Annotated in this window: 16 protein-coding genes and 1 pseudogene; 10 read left to right on the top strand and 7 right to left on the bottom strand. The window is 63.3% G+C overall.

Annotated elements, in window-relative coordinates:
* Nucleotides 1-12 precede the first annotated feature (12 nt).
* Entirely contained in the window at nt 13-1,770 is a 1,758-nt protein-coding gene (locus ACEN42_RS36395) for a hypothetical protein (RefSeq protein WP_371882468.1), read from the top strand.
* Between the two features lie 105 nt (nt 1,771-1,875).
* Nucleotides 1,876-2,271 (top strand): hypothetical protein, encoded by a 396-nt coding sequence (locus ACEN42_RS36390; protein WP_187602975.1) that lies wholly within the window; start codon nt 1,876-1,878, stop codon nt 2,269-2,271.
* A 21-nt stretch (nt 2,272-2,292) separates the two neighbouring features.
* Here ACEN42_RS36390 and ACEN42_RS36385 read toward each other — a convergent pair whose 3' ends face one another.
* The 5 genes from ACEN42_RS36385 to ACEN42_RS36365 form a co-directional block, all read right to left on the bottom strand.
* On the bottom strand, nt 2,293-3,621 hold the full coding sequence (locus ACEN42_RS36385) for a type II toxin-antitoxin system HipA family toxin (protein WP_238287840.1): 1,329 nt from the start codon (nt 3,619-3,621) through the stop codon (nt 2,293-2,295).
* Nucleotides 3,621-3,941 (bottom strand): helix-turn-helix transcriptional regulator, encoded by a 321-nt coding sequence (locus ACEN42_RS36380; RefSeq protein WP_371882467.1) that lies wholly within the window; start codon nt 3,939-3,941, stop codon nt 3,621-3,623. Before ACEN42_RS36380 ends, ACEN42_RS36385 begins: the two co-directional genes overlap by 1 nt.
* A 124-nt stretch (nt 3,942-4,065) precedes the next feature.
* A complete protein-coding gene (locus ACEN42_RS36375; RefSeq protein WP_371882466.1) occupies nt 4,066-5,547 on the bottom strand; it encodes an aldehyde dehydrogenase family protein in 1,482 nt (493 codons plus the stop codon).
* A gap of 2 nt (nt 5,548-5,549) precedes the next feature.
* Nucleotides 5,550-6,515 carry an agmatinase gene (gene speB / locus ACEN42_RS36370; protein WP_371882465.1) on the bottom strand — a complete coding sequence of 322 codons (966 nt, stop codon included), beginning with the start codon at nt 6,513-6,515 and terminating at the stop codon, nt 5,550-5,552.
* 113 nt (nt 6,516-6,628) lie between these two features.
* Nucleotides 6,629-7,474, bottom strand: coding sequence for a helix-turn-helix transcriptional regulator (locus tag ACEN42_RS36365; RefSeq protein WP_035504910.1), 846 nt, complete (start codon nt 7,472-7,474; stop codon nt 6,629-6,631).
* 201 nt (nt 7,475-7,675) lie between these two features.
* Between ACEN42_RS36365 and ACEN42_RS36360 the strand changes: the two genes are divergently transcribed.
* The 6 genes from ACEN42_RS36360 to ACEN42_RS36335 all read left to right on the top strand — a co-directional run bounded on the left by ACEN42_RS36360 (nt 7,676) and on the right by ACEN42_RS36335 (nt 14,568).
* Complete coding sequence (locus ACEN42_RS36360) at nt 7,676-8,023, top strand: cupin domain-containing protein (RefSeq protein WP_187602978.1); 348 nt, start codon at nt 7,676-7,678, stop codon at nt 8,021-8,023.
* Between the two features lie 34 nt (nt 8,024-8,057).
* Nucleotides 8,058-9,530, top strand: coding sequence for an NAD(P)/FAD-dependent oxidoreductase (locus ACEN42_RS36355; protein ID WP_371882464.1), 1,473 nt, complete (start codon nt 8,058-8,060; stop codon nt 9,528-9,530).
* 15 nt (nt 9,531-9,545) lie between these two features.
* Nucleotides 9,546-10,499: a LysR family transcriptional regulator gene (locus tag ACEN42_RS36350; protein WP_371882463.1), complete on the top strand. Its 954-nt coding sequence runs from the start codon at nt 9,546-9,548 to the stop codon at nt 10,497-10,499.
* 140 nt (nt 10,500-10,639) lie between these two features.
* Entirely contained in the window at nt 10,640-12,151 is a 1,512-nt protein-coding gene (locus ACEN42_RS36345; RefSeq protein WP_250487588.1) for a cytosine permease, read from the top strand.
* Between the two features lie 184 nt (nt 12,152-12,335).
* Entirely contained in the window at nt 12,336-13,472 is a 1,137-nt protein-coding gene (locus tag ACEN42_RS36340; RefSeq protein ID WP_371882462.1) for a porin, read from the top strand.
* Nucleotides 13,473-13,536: 64 nt separating this feature from the next.
* Nucleotides 13,537-14,568 carry a sensor domain-containing diguanylate cyclase gene (locus ACEN42_RS36335; protein WP_187602982.1) on the top strand — a complete coding sequence of 344 codons (1,032 nt, stop codon included), beginning with the start codon at nt 13,537-13,539 and terminating at the stop codon, nt 14,566-14,568.
* Here ACEN42_RS36335 and ACEN42_RS36330 read toward each other — a convergent pair.
* The gene (locus ACEN42_RS36330) at nt 14,555-14,812 is read right to left on the bottom strand and encodes a hypothetical protein (protein WP_374191223.1); all 258 of its coding nucleotides are present in this window, start codon (nt 14,810-14,812) and stop codon (nt 14,555-14,557) included. The genes ACEN42_RS36335 and ACEN42_RS36330 overlap by 14 nt on opposite strands.
* A 222-nt stretch (nt 14,813-15,034) precedes the next feature.
* Between ACEN42_RS36330 and ACEN42_RS36325 the strand changes: the two genes are divergently transcribed.
* Nucleotides 15,035-15,355 carry a hypothetical protein gene (locus ACEN42_RS36325; protein ID WP_371882460.1) on the top strand — a complete coding sequence of 107 codons (321 nt, stop codon included), beginning with the start codon at nt 15,035-15,037 and terminating at the stop codon, nt 15,353-15,355.
* Between the two features lie 108 nt (nt 15,356-15,463).
* Here ACEN42_RS36325 and ACEN42_RS36320 read toward each other — a convergent pair whose 3' ends face one another.
* Nucleotides 15,464-15,919 (bottom strand): ribonuclease, encoded by a 456-nt coding sequence (locus ACEN42_RS36320; RefSeq protein ID WP_371882459.1) that lies wholly within the window; start codon nt 15,917-15,919, stop codon nt 15,464-15,466.
* Nucleotides 15,920-16,184: 265 nt separating this feature from the next.
* Here ACEN42_RS36320 and ACEN42_RS36315 point away from each other — a divergent pair.
* Nucleotides 16,185-16,664: pseudogene (locus ACEN42_RS36315) on the top strand (NAD(P)-dependent oxidoreductase); the annotation flags it as partial.
* Between the last annotated feature and the right edge of the window lie 87 nt (nt 16,665-16,751).

Here is a 16,751-nt window from a genome sequence, read left to right as displayed (position 1 = left end):
AGAAGCGTCTGCGTGATCGCACTGCTTTCTGAGACTTCGGGGTTCGCCCGCTATTGCCCGATGTATCATCCGTCATGTCATTTGCGCCGACGGACTATGCCCGAGCACCGTACATACAGGATCGAGGCGAGAGCGGGAGCCACCGGGTTCCTCTTCGTTGTCGCGTATGCGGCGCTTTCGTTGACAGCGATAGCGCTCGTCGGCCCCTATGGCTGGGATGACGGCGCCATCACCGTGGCCTATGCGCGCACACTCGGACGGTACGGATTGTTCGCATTGACGCCCGCTTCGGTGTCGGCCGAAGGTACGTCGAGCCTGCTCATGACGGCGATGCTGGCGATGGGGCAGTGGCTGCTTCAGCCAGGCTTTCTCGAAGCGATCAGGACGGCGCAATTGCTCTCCTTCATCGCACTGAGCGCTACTTTGGTGCTCGTGTGGCGCGCACTTCAACCGTTCCTGCCGAGCCCGACGCATCGCCTCATCGTGGTGAGCCTGCTTGGGCTGCTGCCGGCCTGTCAGGCCGAGATCGTCAATGGCATGGAAATGACGGTCTTTGCGTTGCTGCTGTCTGCATTCGTGCTCTGCTGGCGCGCGCAATCGACGTTCGCCCTTGCCCTGTTGCCGCTTCTGTTGCTGGTCCGCTTCGAGGCGGTGTTCTATCTGGGTTTCGCGCTTGGCTGGATGGTCGCGTTTTGCCCGCACGATCGTCCGCGTGCCATTCGAATGTGCGCGTGGCTCATGCTTTCTTTTCTGCTGCTGACGATCTGGAGGTATTGGGTCTTCGGAGCGCTTGTGCCGAATACCATCCTGGCCAAGCTTCAGGTGCCCTACAGTAGAAAGGGCTGGGAGGGCGTAGCGGAAAAGCTGCGCGGGCTGGAGGATTTCCTCTTCGTGAACGCTGCGTTTCTGGCTGGCATGTATATGAGCCGGAAGCGCGTTCAGGAGCGCCGTCTTGATCCGATGCCCGTACTGCTGATATGTGCCTTCGGCGTGTTCGCACTGATATCGGGAAGAAACTGGGGTTATACGGGGCGGATGTTCGTGGCGGTGCTGCCCGTGTTCGTCCTTGCTCTCGCGGAACGTTTCGCAGATATGCGTCAACCGCGTGTATTGCGCGGACTATTGCTGTGCCTTTGTGGAAGCTTCCTGGTCAACCTTGCAGTGCTGCGCGAAAACGTCGACACGATCATCCTCGGTGCGTCGATGCGCGGCGTATTGCCGTCCGTATTGAATGCCGCCGGAGGCAAGATCCGAAAGCGAGTGTGGGGCGAATCTCCCGGTGACTGGCGCGGTGTCACGCCACAGAACTACGCGATGACGGGTACATCGGTCGATCATCTGCGCGAGCATCTGGGGCAAGCAACGCTCAAGTTCATGACGCCGGACGTCGGTGGCACCGCGTTGTGCTGCGAACGTCTTGACATTCTGGATTCGGGGCTCCTGACCAACCCTTCGCTGGCGCGTCGCGGGTATGCGGGGCTTGCCGAGTATCTGAACAAGGAGCGCCCGGAAGTCATCGAAACGCATGGCCTATGGAGCCGCGATAGCGGCATATATTCGGTCGCCGAATTCGAGGCGAACTATCTGCCGGCGATATACGACGGAACGCTCTTCTGGTTGCGTCATGATGTCCTGCAGCGCCTGGTGGCTCGCGGCCTCGCCGCCGACCCTGTTCGGCTGGACAGGCTGCCCGATATTCGTTATCTGGGAGATAGTCGCGACGTTTCGCAACTGACGCGATTTTCCGCCGTGACAGTGCTCGGCCGATGAACCGGCAGTCTCCCGGATTCGCGTGGATGGTGAGTAAGAAACCGCATGGACGAAAAGCCTCGTTTGCCTGATACTGTGCCCTCTCCAAAGGGCTGGGAGATTCAGATGCGCGCGTACGTCTCGCTGCCTGTTCTGGCTTTACCGATTCTCCTCGCCGCCTGCAACACGCCGCCCATTCCACCGGGGAAGTCGGTGGACATACCGACGGCGCTCCAGAATGTCCTGGACGGTGTGTGCAACTTCAAGAAGGCTCAAGCCGAACACGGGCAGAACTACGGCGTCGCGATCGATTCGATCACCGTTGAACTCGACCTGACCGTCGACGGCGCGCAAACCCCGCCCGTCTCCGTCGCGCCCGATATCAAGTTCATCCCGACCGTCAGTTACGGGCACATCATCACGGCGAACACGGGGAGCAGGCTGCTCGTCTCGCTGAAGAATGTCGATGGCGCGAAGGGCGCCGACATGAAGTGTCCATCGTCCGCGCCTCCGCCGAAATGAACGACGCCTCGGCGCACCCCGTCAAACGAGCTTGCGTGCGAGCCGGCGCATGCCGTCGAAGATGGCGTCGGCGACGTCCATCGGGAAGTCGCCGGGTAGAAGCGCGGCCACTTCGTCGATGACCGCGGGCGTGCGCGCGCCGAGATCGTCGATCATCGATTCGACTTCGGGGACAGCGAGCCCGACGCGCCGTCCCTGCGCGATCCAGTGCCGGCGCTGGATTTCGCCGATCAGATAGTGGACGTTCTTGCCGCGCACGGCCATCGCGAGCCGCACGCGTCGCGCGGCGAACTTGTCGGGCCCGCGGCCGATGAGCGGATGCGCCGAAAGCACGTCGTAGAGCGGCGTCGATTCGTACTGATTGCCGGGCAGATGCGCGATGCTGAAGTTCTTCGCGTGGCCATCGGTCGCGGCGAGGAGCCAGAAGATCAGCTGCGTCAGGAAAAAGTGACGGCGATCCTGCGCGGCGCGCGTCGATCCGGAGAGCACGTCCATGATCCGTTCGATGCCCGGGCCGCCGTCTGATTCGTACTTGTGCAGCGCGGGCGTGCCGGTGGCCTGACACATGTCTTCCTGCGGCAGACGCAGAATCCACGACTTGTCGCTCGACAGCCGGCGATCGAAGCGCTCGACGACCAGCACCTTCTGATCCGCAAACCGGTCCATCTCGCAGCGCGCGATGGGCAGGCCATACGCGGCGACGATCTTCGAGCAGAGCCATTCGTTCTCGACCGACGTGCGCATGTCGGCGCGCATGTTACCGACGAGACCGAGCGGCAGCTTGAAGATATGCGTGGTCGGGGTGCTGCCTTCCGGCAGAAGCCAGCGCCTGCCGTGACGCAGGAGCGCGGTCTTTTCCTGCGCGCCGGCGATGGACAGGCGCAGGTCGTCGACCGCTTCGTGTTGGCCGAGCTGCGGCGCGGTTGTCGTTTCGCGCAACAGTCGCGCGATCTGCGCTTCGGTGAGCGCGCGGCCCTTGATGCTTTCGAGATCGGCGGGCTCTTCGCCGGGCGGCAGCATCTGAATGGCGCCGACGCAATCGCGGCCCAGTTGCGCGAGCAACTCGAACGGCGTCGTGCCGCCGGTGCGAAAGCGCGTGGCGATGCGGCGGCGGATCGGTTCGCTGTCGGGCAGGAGGTTGTCGAAGAAATCCGTGACGACCTGCCCGCGCCACGGCTGATTGCCCGGCGTAAAGGGCAGCGACAGCGATAGCGGACGGCCCTGCGCATCGGCGATCCAGTCTTCGCGATAGACGAGCCTTTCGCCGCCGGCGCCGTTTTCCCAGTATCCGACGGGCAGACCGTTCATCCACAGGTCGAGCCGTCCTGTTTGCGTGCGGCGCGCCATGATTACCAGTTCTCCCGCTTTTTCGTGGCGTCGGTCTGCCGCGATGCGCGGCGGGTGCGCGCCGGCGTTGCTTTTGCGGGGACGGGCGGCGGGTCGGCCGGCGGGGATTCGCTTCGGGTGAGCGCGAGTTCGACATCGAGCACGCGCAGAACCTTGAACAGGCGCTCGACGCTCACGGCCGCGGGATTGGCTTCGAGTTGCGCGTAAGTCTGCTGTGTGACGCCCAGACGTTCCGCGACGGTCGCTTGCGTCAGGCCCGCGGCCTTGCGGAAGCCGAGCAGGATCGGCCTGAGCTGGCCGAGTGTTTTCAGGGAATAGTCCACCGCGTGCTCCTACAGGCTTTAAGCTGTAAATTCATTTTACAGCTTATGGACTGTTTGTGTACAAAACAGCCCATCGACTGTAAATTGAATATACAGCTTATCGACTGTAGGAGCTTGCGCGACGCTATCGTGACACGATGGTATGACGCAACTCCTGATAGCTGCGCAATCCGGCAACACCCAGTTCACGGCCGATGCCGCTCAAACCGAGTCCGCCCCAGCACACTTGCGGGAAGATCAGTTGCGGTGTGTTGATCCAGACGAGGCCCGCACGCAGCGCATTGCGATAGCGGCGTGCGGCTTCGTCGTCACGCGTGACGACCGTCGCCACGAGTCCGTAGCGCGTGTCGTTCGCGAGCGCGATGGCTTCGTCGTCGGTTCGGAACGATTTCACGCACGCGACCGGCCCGAACACTTCCTCCGTCCACAACATGTTCGTCGTATCCGGCTCCGCGACGACGACGGGCGCCATGAAAAAGCCTTCCGCGCAGGCACTGTCGAGCGCGCCGCTGAACGCGATCTTCGCGCCATCGGCCACGCCTTGTTCGAGCAGCGCTTGCACGCGCGCGCGCTGCGCGCCGGAAACGAGCGGGCCCATCGCGACGTTCTCCGTCCGCGGCGACCCGACCACGAGCGCGCGCACCGCCGCTTCGAAGGCGGCCATGAACTTGCGATAGACATCGTCGTGCACGATGATGCGCGAGGTGGCCGAACACATCTGCCCCGCGTTCGTGAACGCGCCGCCGACCGCGAGCGCGACCGCATGTTCGATATCCGCGTCGGCACGCACGATCAGCGCGGATTTCCCGCCGAGTTCGAGCGTCACGCGCTTCATGTCCTGCGCTGCGCTCTGCATGACCTTGCGGCCCACGGCCGTGCTGCCCGTGAACGAAATCTTGTCGACGAGCGGATGCGCCGCGAGCCGCGCGCCCACTTCGCCGCCGCCGTTCACGAGATTCACGACGCCATCGGGCACACCCGCCGCCGTCATGATTTCCGCGAGCCGGTGCTCGACCGGCGACGTGAATTCGGACGGTTTCAGCACCACGGAACAACCCGCCGCGAGCGCGGGCGCGATCTTCCACGAGGTCGTGACCATCGGGAAATTCCACGGCACGATCAGCGCGGCCACGCCAACCGCTTCGTAATGACGCTCGCCCGTCACGGTGTCGTCGGGCAATGCGAGCGCGTCGGCGGCGAAGAGCGAACCGTCCGCGCACAGGTCCGCGTAGTAATCGAACGTGGCGATGGCGTCGCTTACGTCGGTGTCGGCTTCGAGCGGCGGCTTGCCGCTTACCTGCTGCTGCATCGCGGAGAGGGCCGCGCGCTCCGTTGCGAGCAGTTCGGCGATCTTGCGCAACACCTCGCCGCGCGCAGCGGGCGTCCGGTTGCGCCATGCATCGAGCGCGGCGCGCGCCGCACGCACGGCGGCATCGATTTGCGCGGCATCGGCGTGTTCCTGCCAGCCGATGACCTCGCCCGTCGATGCGTCGTGGATCGCGTTGCCCGCTTCCCAGTTCGATGCGCCATAGCGCGTGCCCGCGATCGTCGCGGCGGGCAGCAGGATCGAGCCGTCTTCGGGATGTCGTTCGAGTCGAGCAGCCATGTTCAACCTCGCGTGCTTTGACGGTAAGTGACGCCCGGCATCACGCAGAGCATTTCGAACGCGAGATTGGCGCCGACGAGCGCCGTCGTGCCGGCCTGATCGTAAGGCGGCGAGACCTCGACGAGATCCGCACCGACGACGTTGAGCCCCTTCATGCCGCGCACGATTTCGAGACCTTGCTGCACGGTCAGACCGCCCACTTCGGGCGTGCCGGTGCCGGGCGCGAACGCGGGGTCGAGCCCGTCGATATCGAAGCTCAGATAGACGGGCGCATCGCCCACGCGCGCGCGCACTTCCTCCATCAACGGCGCGAGCGACCTGTTCCAGCACGCTTCGGCCTGCACCACGGTGAAGCCCTGTTCGCGGCACCAGTCGAAGTCGTCGGCGTGGTAGCCGGTTCCGCGCAAGCCGATTTGCGTGACCTTGTCGCACTGGAGCAGACCGTCTTCCACCGCGCGTCGAAACGGCGTGCCGTGCGCGATCTTCTCGCCGAACATCGTGTCGTTGACGTCGGCGTGGGCATCGACATGCACCACGGCAACCTTGCCGTACTTCTTGTGCAACGCGCGCAGGATCGGCCACGCGATCGTGTGATCGCCGCCGAGCGTAATCGGACGGCAGCCGTTCGCGACGATCGCGTCATAGGCCGATTCGATCAGGCGGATCGAATCCTTCAAATCATAGGGATTGGTGGCGACATCGCCGATGTCGGCCACTTGCAGCGAATCGAAGGGCGCGGCGCGCGTCGCCATGTTGTAGGGGCGCAGCAGCACGGATTCCGAGCGGATCTGGCGCGGCCCGAAGCGCGCGCCCGAGCGGTTGGACGTGCCGATATCGAGCGGCACGCCGACGAAACACGCGTCGAGGCCTTCGGTGCTGCTCGCCTGCGGCAGGCGCATCATGGTCGCGATGCCGCCGAAGCGCGGCATGTCGTTGCCGCCGAGCGGCTGGTTGAGTTCACGCTGCATGGGCTCGTCTCCCGTCATCGTTATGTGGACGGGGCGATGTTAGGCGACGAGACTGCCTCGCAAATCACGAAGTCGAAATGTTCACATCGAGCCGGTTCGATGTGAACGGGGCTTCAGGTGGCCGTGAGACGGGGGCAAGCCTGCCCCCACGCGATCAGGTCGCGCTTGGTGCGCACGCCGAGCTTCGCGAACGCGCGCTTCACATACGACTCGGCCGTGCCGATGCGCACACCGATGATTTCCGCCGCCTCGGGCACCGTGCGGCCCGTGATGAGATGCGTGCAGATTTCGTATTCGCGTTTCGACAGGCGCACGTCGTCGGCGGCAATGCGCGCGTCGAACTGCGCGAGCGGATGCAGGAACGACGTGGGATGCGCGACGCGTTTCGCCGCGCTCGTCGATGCGTGCAACTCGAGCAGCGGAAACAGGAACTCGCTCACGTTGCGAAAGCGGTTCATCTCGGCGAGCGTGAACGGCGGCGCGTCGAGCGAGCGTTCGAGCGCAATCGAATCCTGGGCGTGAGGCGTGCCGCGCGCGAGCACGCATTCATGCGCGATCAGCGCTTCGTCGAAGAGGCGCTGGCGAAATTCGCCGGGCGGTATCGCGCCGATGTCGCGCACCACGAGCAGCGTGCCGATCTTGCCGCGAATGCCCGCGAAGAGCGGATCGGTATCGTAGAAGCGGTCGTAGTAGAGCGTCATGACTTCGGAGATCACGCCCGTGTCCATGCCCACGCCGCTGCTGCCGATCCATTCGCAGCGAAAGCCCGTGGGCTTGCTGCGGTCCACCCGCGAGCGCTCGATGTGCACGACATTGAGCGGCACGACTTCATTGAGAAGCAGCGTGAGACGCGGCACGAAATCCGGTGTGCCGACAGCTTCGATGACTTTGCCAAGCGTCTTGAACGAGAGCGCGAACTCGGCTTGATCCTGATTGAGCGGGGGTACGTTGAGCAGCATGGCGCGCCGCGAAGAAAAGTCCCTTCGATTGTAGACCATGCGTTATAGCCCTTGCCAGAAGGGGTTTTCAGCAAATCTAGGTATTTACCCGCGCTTCGCTAAACGCTGCTTGTCCCCCCCGCGGGGGGGCATACCGGGGCATCGTGAATCGGTAACTTTGGCGCACCGATTCAATTCAAACCGACGCAACAAGGGAAGCACATGAGCAAGCTGATTCAGGACATCGCGCCGCTGGGCGAGGGCATCGGGCAGTTCACGAAGCTGGACTACGGCATGGACGAAAGCGACTGGCGCGCGGCCGAAGGCCAGAGCGGCAACTACGTGATCGGCTGGTGGGAAGGCAAGGCCGGCGCTGTCGATTTCCCCGCGACGACGGCCGACGAAGCGGTCTGGCTCGTCGAAGGCAGGATCGCGCTGATCGACGTGAACGGCGGCCGCAAGGAATTCACGGCGGGGCAGGGCTATCTTCTGCCCGCGGGTTTCGCGGGCCGCTGGGAAACGATCGAGGACGCGAAGAAGTTCTACGTCGTGCTCGAACCGCAGCAATAACCGTCGCGCGCCGCGCCCGAGGAGGAGACACGTCATGAACGAAAGCGCGCAACTTTTCGAAGCCGACATTGCCGCGCCCGCGCAGAAGGCGTCGCGCGGCGTGCGTCGCACGTCAGTCAAATTGAGCGTCGAGGAAGCGCTCGCCCGCACGCGCCTCATGCCTTACTGGCTCGACAATCCCGCCGAGCCGCCCGCGGAACCGGCGCTCGTGAGCGATATACGCGCCGATCTGCTGATCGTCGGCGGCGGCTTCACCGGGCTGTGGGCCGCGGTGCAGGCGAAGGAGCTGATGCCCGAACTCGACGTCGTGCTGATCGAGGCAGGCCGGATCGCGCATGGCGCATCGGGGCGCGCGGGCGGCATCATCTCGACATCGGTGATGCACGGACTGCCCAACGCGGTACGCGTGTTCCCGGACGATATCGCGGAACTCGAAGAGTTCGGCCAGCGCAATCTCGACGGCTTCGAGGCGACGCTCAAGCGCTACGGCATCGATGCCGACATCGAGTGGAACGGCGAGATGACGGTGGCCGTCGATCCGGATCACGTCGATCATCTGCGTGCCGATTACGATCTGCACAAGTCCTATGGCCATGATGTCCTGCTGCTCGACGCAGCGGCCACGCGCGCACAGCTCGATTCGCCGCTGTTCGCGGGCGCGCTCTGGTCGCGCAACCGCAGCGGCATCGTGCATCCGGCCAAGCTCGCGTGGGGTCTCAAGCGCGCGGCGCTCGAACTCGGCGTGCGGATCTACGAACACAGTCCGCTGATGACCGTAAGCGACGAAGGCGAGACCGTCTTCGTGAAGACGCCGGCGGGCACCGTGCGCGCGCCGCGCGTCGTGTTCGGCAGCGGCACCGCGAAAGTGGGCATTCCGGACATCAACCGCCGTGTGTTGCAGGTGCGCGATCACGTGCTCGCAACCGAGCCGCTCACCGACGAACAACTGTCGCGCATCGGCTGGAAGCAGCGCCAGGGCATTTACGACACGCGCACGCAGCTCAATTATTTCCGCCTCACGAAGAACAACAACATCATCTTCGGCGGCCTCGTGAGCTATCACTTCGACGGCGATCCCAATCCGCCGAGCGACCAGCAGCGCGACACGTACTACCGGCTCGCGCAAGCGTTCTACACGACCTTCCCGCAATTGAGCGATGTGCGCTTTTCGCACGCGTGGGGTGGCCCGATCGACTATTGCTCGCGCGGCTCGGTGTTCGCGAAGCGCTATCTCGGCGACAAGGCGGTGTTTGTCGCCGGCTACACGGGTTTCGGCGTGGCGGCGAGCCGCTTCGGCGCGTTCATGGGCCTGAACATCCTGTTCGATCGCGAAAGCCCCGAGCGCGCGCTCGACATCGCCAATCAAAGCCCGACGTACATCCCGCCCGAGCCGGTGCGATGGCTGGCCGCGAAGGTGACCTTCCACGCGTTCGACGGCGCCGATGCAGAAGGTGGCTGGAAGCGCGCGTGGATCAAGGGCATCAAGGCGATGGGCTTTCCCATGTGAGCGCGGCGCAAGCATATGTTCTCCAATACCTCCGATCTCGACCTGCGCCTCGTGCGCGTCTTTCTTGCGGTCGTCGATGCGCGCGGCATCACGGCCGCCGAAGCGACGCTCGGCGTGCGCCAGTCGACCATCAGCTCGCAGTTGTCCGCGCTCGAAGCGCGCATGGGCTTTCGGCTCTGCGAACGCGGACGCGGCGGCTTTCGGCTCACGTCGAAAGGCGAGCGTTTCGTCGCGTCGGCGCGCTCGCTGGTCGCCGCGACTTCGCAGTTCGTCGCTCAGGTGCGCGATATCGATCGCAAGCTCGTGGGCACGCTGTCGATCGGTTTGATCGGGCAGGCGTCGCATGTCGAGAACGCGCGGCTCGCCGAAGCCATCGGCACGTTTCGCAAGCGCGATCAGGCCGTGCGTTTCGCGATGCACGTGGCGCCGCCGCAGGAACTCGAAGAAAGCCTCGTCAATCAGCAGCTCGATATCGCGATCGGCTACTTCTGGCATCGCGTTGCGGGGCTGTCGTACAGCAGGTTGTTCAGCGAGCGGCAGGTGATCTGTTGCGGGCGCGGGCATCCGCTCTTTCATGCCGGCCCGCATGTGACGTTCGACGATCTGCGCGCGCACGACTGGATCTGGCGCAGCTATCCCGTGCCCGAAGAGCTTGCGAGCATCGGCGAGCGCCGCGTGACGGCCATCGCGGACAACATCGACGCGGCCACCGTGCTGATTCTTTCGGGCAGTCATATCGGCTATCTGCCCACGCATCACGCCGAACCGTTCGAGCAGCGCGGCCTGATCCGGGTGCTTAAGCGTACCGCCTTCGGCTTCGACGTGCCGCTGCATCTCGCGATGAAGCGCGGCATGGCCGACAAGCCGATCGTCCGGGCCTTCTGTGAAGACCTTCTCGGCGTCTATGGCATGCGCGCGAGCGAGCGCGAGTCGCTCATGGATGAGCCTGAACACGCAGTAGAGGTGTGAGCGCGGCCAAACATTGGCCGGACCTGATGTGAACGTTTTGACTACGCAATATGGCGCGCATTCCGCTGCAGCAGAATGACCGCCGATAACGATAGTGCGTGAACCGGCATGCCGGACGACGCCTCAAGGAGCGAGACAACATGGCAGACAACACCAGCATCACGCAGGTCGAAACATTCGGTTTCGAGCGCATTCCCGACGCTTCGCGATACGCGCGGCCGATCGATCTGTTCCGGCTGCTGTTCGGCGGCTGCAACACGTTTTCGACGTCGGTGCTCGGCAGCTTTCCGATTCTGGTCGGGCTTTCGTTCGAGGCGAGCCTGTGGGCCATCGTGCTCGGCGTGCTCGCGGGCACCTGCATTCTCGCGCCGATGAGCCTGTTCGGGCCGCGCAACGGCACGAGCGATCCGGTGTCGTCGGGCGCGCACTTCGGCATTCATGGCCGTATCGTCGGTTCGTTTCTCGCGGTGCTCACCTCGGTCGCGTTCTTTTCGCTCGCGGTGTGGAGTTCGGGCGATGCGCTCGTCGGCGGCGCGCACGACATGGTCGGCCTGCCGGTCAACCCGTGGACGCTCGGCACCGCGTACATGGTGTTTGCTGTGCTCGTGCTGATCGTGTGCATCTACGGCTTTCGCTTCATGCTGTGGGTGAACAAGATCGCCGTGTGGGCGGCGAGCCTCATGTTCGTGCTCGGCGCGTTCGCGTTCGCGAAGGCCTTCGACGTGCATTACGCGGGCACGCTCCATCACGGCGGCGCGGGCTTCTGGGCGGCGTTCATCGGCGCGGCGCTCGTGGCGCTCAGCAATCCGGTTTCGTTCGCTTCGACGCTCGGCGACTGGGCGCGCTACATTCCGCAATCGACGCCGCGTCATCGCGTGATGGGCGCCGTGTTCGCCGCGCAGATCGCGACGTTCGTGCCGTTCTTCTTCGGCCTCGTGACCGCGACGATCATCGCGACGCAGGCGCCGACCTACATCAGCTCGAACGATTACGTGGGCGGTCTGCTCGCGGTGTCGCCGCGCTGGTTTCTCTTGCCGATGTGTCTCATCGCGATCATCGGCGGCATGTCGACGGGCACGACCGCGCTCTACGGCACGGGCCTCGACATGTCGAGCATGTTTCCGAAGTACCTCAATCGCGTGCGTGCGACGGCGCTGATCGGCACGCTTGCCATCGGCTTCATCTTCGTTGGCCGCTTCGCGTTCAACCTGGTGGAAAGCGTGGCGACGTTCTCGACGCTCATCTGCACGTTCAGTTGCCCGTGGATGGCGATCATGGTGATCGGCTTCGTGCAGCGCGGCGGCTTCTATCTCGCGGACGATCTGCAAGTGTTCAACCGCGGCGGGCGCGGCGGCCACTACTGGTTCTCGCATGGCTGGAACTGGCGCGCGATGGGCGCGTGGCTGCCGGCGGCGTTGATCGGTCTCGCGTTCGTGAATCTGCCGGGGCAGTTCGTCGGGCCGCTGGGCGCGCTCGCGGGCGGCTGCGATCTCAGCGTGCCGGTGTCGTTCGTGGTGGGCGGCATGCTGTATCTGGCGATGCTGTGGCGCTTTCCCGAACCCGACGCCGTTCATGGTCCGCAAGGACGCCGTCTCATCGGTGCGCCGCGCGAACGTGACGATGACGTCGCGCGCGCGGGATCTCGCGGGTAGTCGCGAACAGGTCGAATAACGCTGCACGTTTCACAACGGAGCGCCGGGTCCGGCGCTCCGGTTGCGATCCTCACGCTCGAATTCCTCAATCGAAAAAAGCATGTGCTCGTGAATCGGGCAGGGCGCCGCGCGCGCTCGGGAAACATAAAGAACTCAAACCATTCAAACGCTGGAGACAAGCAGCATGAATTCGAAGATGGTCCTCGCGGCGATATCGCTATTCGCCTGCGCCACCGTACATGCGCAAAGCAGTGTGACGTTGTTTGGCGTGCTGGACGAAGGCATCAATCTGACGAGCAACGCGGGTGGACACAAGGCATGGCAGACATCGAGCGTCGATCTGGTGACGAGCCGATGGGGCCTAAAGGGCAGCGAAGATATCGGCGATGGACTGCATGCGATCTTCGATCTGGAAAGCGGCTTCATGCTGGATAACGGCGCCGCCTATTACAACGGGCGGCTATTCGGTTATCAGTCTTATGTCGGACTGCAATCTGATACGCTCGGCACGCTCACGTTCGGACGCCAGTTCGATTCGATGACCGATATCATCGGGCCGATGACGGCGAATGGTTACTGGGGCGGTTATCTGTTTTCGCATCCGCTCGATAACGACAATACCGACGCCACGTTTCATGCGAACAACTCGGTCAAGTTCACGAGCGGCGAATACGGCGGCGTGACGGCGACCGCGCTATACGGATTCAGCAATCAGGCCGGCGCATTCGCGGGCAATCGCATGTACAGCGCGGGGCTGAAGTACAGCTATGCGACATTCACGATCGGCGCCGTCTATGAAAACCTCGCGGCGCCAGGCGCGACATCGACGGGCGCCGTGGCTTCGGATGAGGCGGGCTTCGTCGCGGCGAACCAGAAGATCTACGGTATCGGCGCGAGCTATGGAGCAGGGCCGGCGACGCTGGGTCTCGTCTATACCCACGTGAACGTGCAGCAGCCGGTGTCGTCGCTTTATCTCGGGGATCTCGGGGTGAATGACGCGAGCCTGCGTTTCGATAACATCGAATTCAACGCCAAGTACGACATTCAACCGGATTTGTCGATCGCCGGCATGTACACGTACACGATGGCGCATCTGAAGCACGGCGGTATCGATAGCTCGATGCACTGGAATCAGGTCGGGCTGATGGCCCAATACTTCTTGTCGAAGCGCACCGGCGTTTATACGCAACTGGTTTATCAGAAGCTGAGCGGCGGCAATACGGGCACGGCGCTCGATACGGCGTTCATTCCCGGCGCGGCGAGCCCGTCGTCGAATTCGCATCAGATGGTGGCGCGAATCGGGATGACGCACGCGTTCTGATCCTTTAAGCGAAGCCGACTTCCGCACCGTTACAATTCAGTTTCTCAGGCTAAACGAGGTGCCTATGGAATTGATGCTTGAGCGGCTTTCGGAGTCGGTGGCTTCAGCGCAAAGTCTGGAACAGCTCACGAGACCGCTGCTTGAAATGCTTGAAATCGTCACGGGGCTGGAGTCGGTCTATCTGACTTCCATCGATGAAGCCGCCGGGATTCAGTTCGTCGATTTCGCGCGCAACACGGGCGAGCTTCGCATCGATGAAGGACTGGAGGTGCCCTGGTCGGACACGCTTTGCAAGCGCTGCATCGAGGATGGACGCCGCTTCACGTCCAACGTCAGCGAAGTGTGGGGCGACTCGCAGGCTGCCCGGGCGCTCGGCATCGAAACCTACGCGAGTGCGCCGATATGCGCGAGCAACGGACTGATCATCGGCACGCTCTGCGGCGCGAGCAGGAAAAGCCAGGCTATCGGGCCGCGTGCGCGCAGTGCGCTCAACCTGTTCTCGAAGATCATCGCGCAGCATATCGAGCGTGAACGCTTGCTCGAAGAAGTGCGCCGTTCCAACGAATATCTGACGAAGTTCGCGTTGACGGACACGCTGACGGGGCTGCCCAACCGGCGCGCATTGCAGGACGAACTGGGACGGCTGCTCGCGAGGGCCGCCAGAGATGGCTCATATGTGATCGTCGGCATGATCGATCTCGACGATTTCAAGAAGATCAACGACGAGTTCGGGCACGCGGCCGGCGACAGTCATTTGAGGGACTGCTCGGAGCGTATTGCCAGCGTCACACGCGACACGGATATGCTCGCGCGCATCGGTGGCGATGAATTCGCCTTCGTGGGTCCGGGCCCCGCCGATCTCGACGAGGCGAACCGGATCGCGGCCGAGATTCGGGCGCGCTTTGCGCGGGCAGGAAGTGGAACGAGCTTGCCCGGTCGTCATCCGGTGGGCGCTTTCGGCTTGAGCATCGGTGCTGTCGCGGTGCGGTTCGTGAGCGCGGATCAGGCGATCGCCCTCGCCGATACCGCGATGTACGAAGACAAGCGCGAAAGAAAGCGCGGGCGAAACGAGGCCAACGATGTTATCGGGCGATAGCGCGCGCGAGTGACGAAGATGCTCGGCCGACTGCGGTCGGCGCATCGTCACGCTCCGCTTCGCTGATCTTCTCGATCCTCGTGAGCAGGTCGGCTACCGCCGAGAACTGATGGTGCAGAAGGTGCCGGCTGCGCAGCAAATGCTCCAGCCGCCTGCGCCAATACAACATCGGAAGCGCCGAATTCGACTCGTGCAGAACCGCTTCGATCGCGAGTCGAATGTGGGCGATGTCAGCGTCGATCATCCGAAGCTCGAACGCGCCAACGATGTTGTTATCACAGGTGTCCATAGCTTGTTATCGACATGAACTCGATGATTCTGAAGGGCATTGCTTTCGTGTCGGTGTACTGTCGAATCGGAAATGTAAGAGGGGCTGTAAAACTGCGGCACGGCGATTGCGGGGTTCATGTTAAGCAGGCGGCGAGCGTCTGCGTCCATACTTCAGCCCGATTAGGAGGGACGGAACATGAGCAACACAATCAGCACTTTGATGGCGGCTGTGGCCGCACTCGCCCTGTCGGCGGGGGCTTATGCACAAACGGCTGGCGGCTCGAACGGCGCGGGCTCGGCTGGCAGCACAGCCAGCCCGGCAAATCAGGTCAACGGTGCAACAGGCGGCTATGGCACGCCAGGCATGACGAACTCGGACAGCGGCATGGGCGCGAGGGCGCCGAACTCGGGCCTGCCGAGCAGCACGAACAGCAACACGACGTCGGGCACCACCGCACCGACTACGAGCAATAACACGCTGGCGACCCCGAGCGTGAAGTCGCCTGCGGCGCAATAAAGACGGTAGAAATGACAACATGCGGGGAATGCTGCCGGGTCGGGCGACCGATCCGGCAGTTCGTCGTGTTCAAACCCCTTCCACGATCCTTCCCCATCGCGGCACACCTCATTCGGCGATGCGCTTGAAGGTGACGTAGTAATCCTCGGTGTAATAGCACTCCGTGGCCTGCCTGCGCGGCCCGCCGCATACGATGCGGCGCTGCCCGCGATCAGTAGAACCGGGCGTGCGAACCGTGTATGCGTGGTAATAGCCGCGCGGATGCTTCGGTAGCAGGTTCGAACTGTTACGGAACAGGACGCCGTCCTCGCCGAAAGGGAAAGGTCCGCCCGCTTTGATGAGCCGCAGTGTCTCGCCCGCTTCCGCCGGCAACTGTGTCTTGTTGACGGTGCCTACCGCGCCCGATGCGGCGGGCGCTTCGCTTGCGTTTTGCGCCGGCTGAACCGGAGCCTGACTCGCGGATGCGCCCGATGCCTCGGTGGCGTTTTGCGATCCGCCCTTGTTGCATCCGCCGAGGATCGCGCCGACGACAACGACGCACGAGAAAACCCATGTTTTCTTCACGAAGCGGCTCTCCACTCGTTGACCAGGGCACGAAGACAAGGATGGATGTAAAGGTATCGCTAATAGCGGAGCGAAGCAACGTGCGGCTGGGAATTGGCGGATTTTGTATGACCAGCGCGCAGGCTCGTCATGCGGTATCCCCGGCACGAATACGCCGGCGTTCTCAACGAAAAAAAGTAAATCGAAGCGACAGGAAAACTGAGTTGAGCGTGCCGCCGGCACGACATACCATTCAACCGAATTCTTCGACAAGGGCCGATACGACATGGCGTCAGCGCATACGTTCGCCAGTTCGCCCTCGTCACCAATCGGGAGACATGGTATGGCGACGTACGGATTCGTGGGACTTGGCGCGATGGGCAAACACATGGTGTCCCATATGCTCGCCAAAGGCCTGGCGGTTGTCGTGTTCGACCGCAACGAGAATGCTATCCGCGAGGCCGTCAGCGGTGGCGCTGAACCTGCGAAGAGCGCCCGCGATCTCGCGGACCGCGCGGAGGTCGTGATGATCTGCCTGCCGACGCCGGATATCGTCGAGGCTGTCGCGACAGGACAGAACGGCTTGATCGAAGGATCGAAGATCAAAGTCTTCGTCGATCATTCGACGACAGGTCCGACGGTCGCACGAAAGCTCGCGGACGCATTTGCCGGGCGAAACATAGTCTCTCTGGACGCGCCGCTTGCAGGCGGCGTTGCCGGTGCGAAGGCCGGTACGCTCAGCGTTCTCGTGTCGGGTGCGGCTTCCGGATTCGAACGAGCAAAGCCCGCATTCGACGCATTCGGCCGCAATGTCGCGCATCTCGGAGAGCAACCGGGACTGGGGCAGACCTTG

The organism is Caballeronia sp. S22, from assembly GCF_964261745.1.
Classification (GTDB): Bacteria; Pseudomonadota; Gammaproteobacteria; order Burkholderiales; family Burkholderiaceae; genus Caballeronia; species Caballeronia jiangsuensis.
The sequence above is the reverse complement of the archived record's forward strand: the minus strand, read 5'-3'. Positions and strand labels throughout refer to the sequence as shown.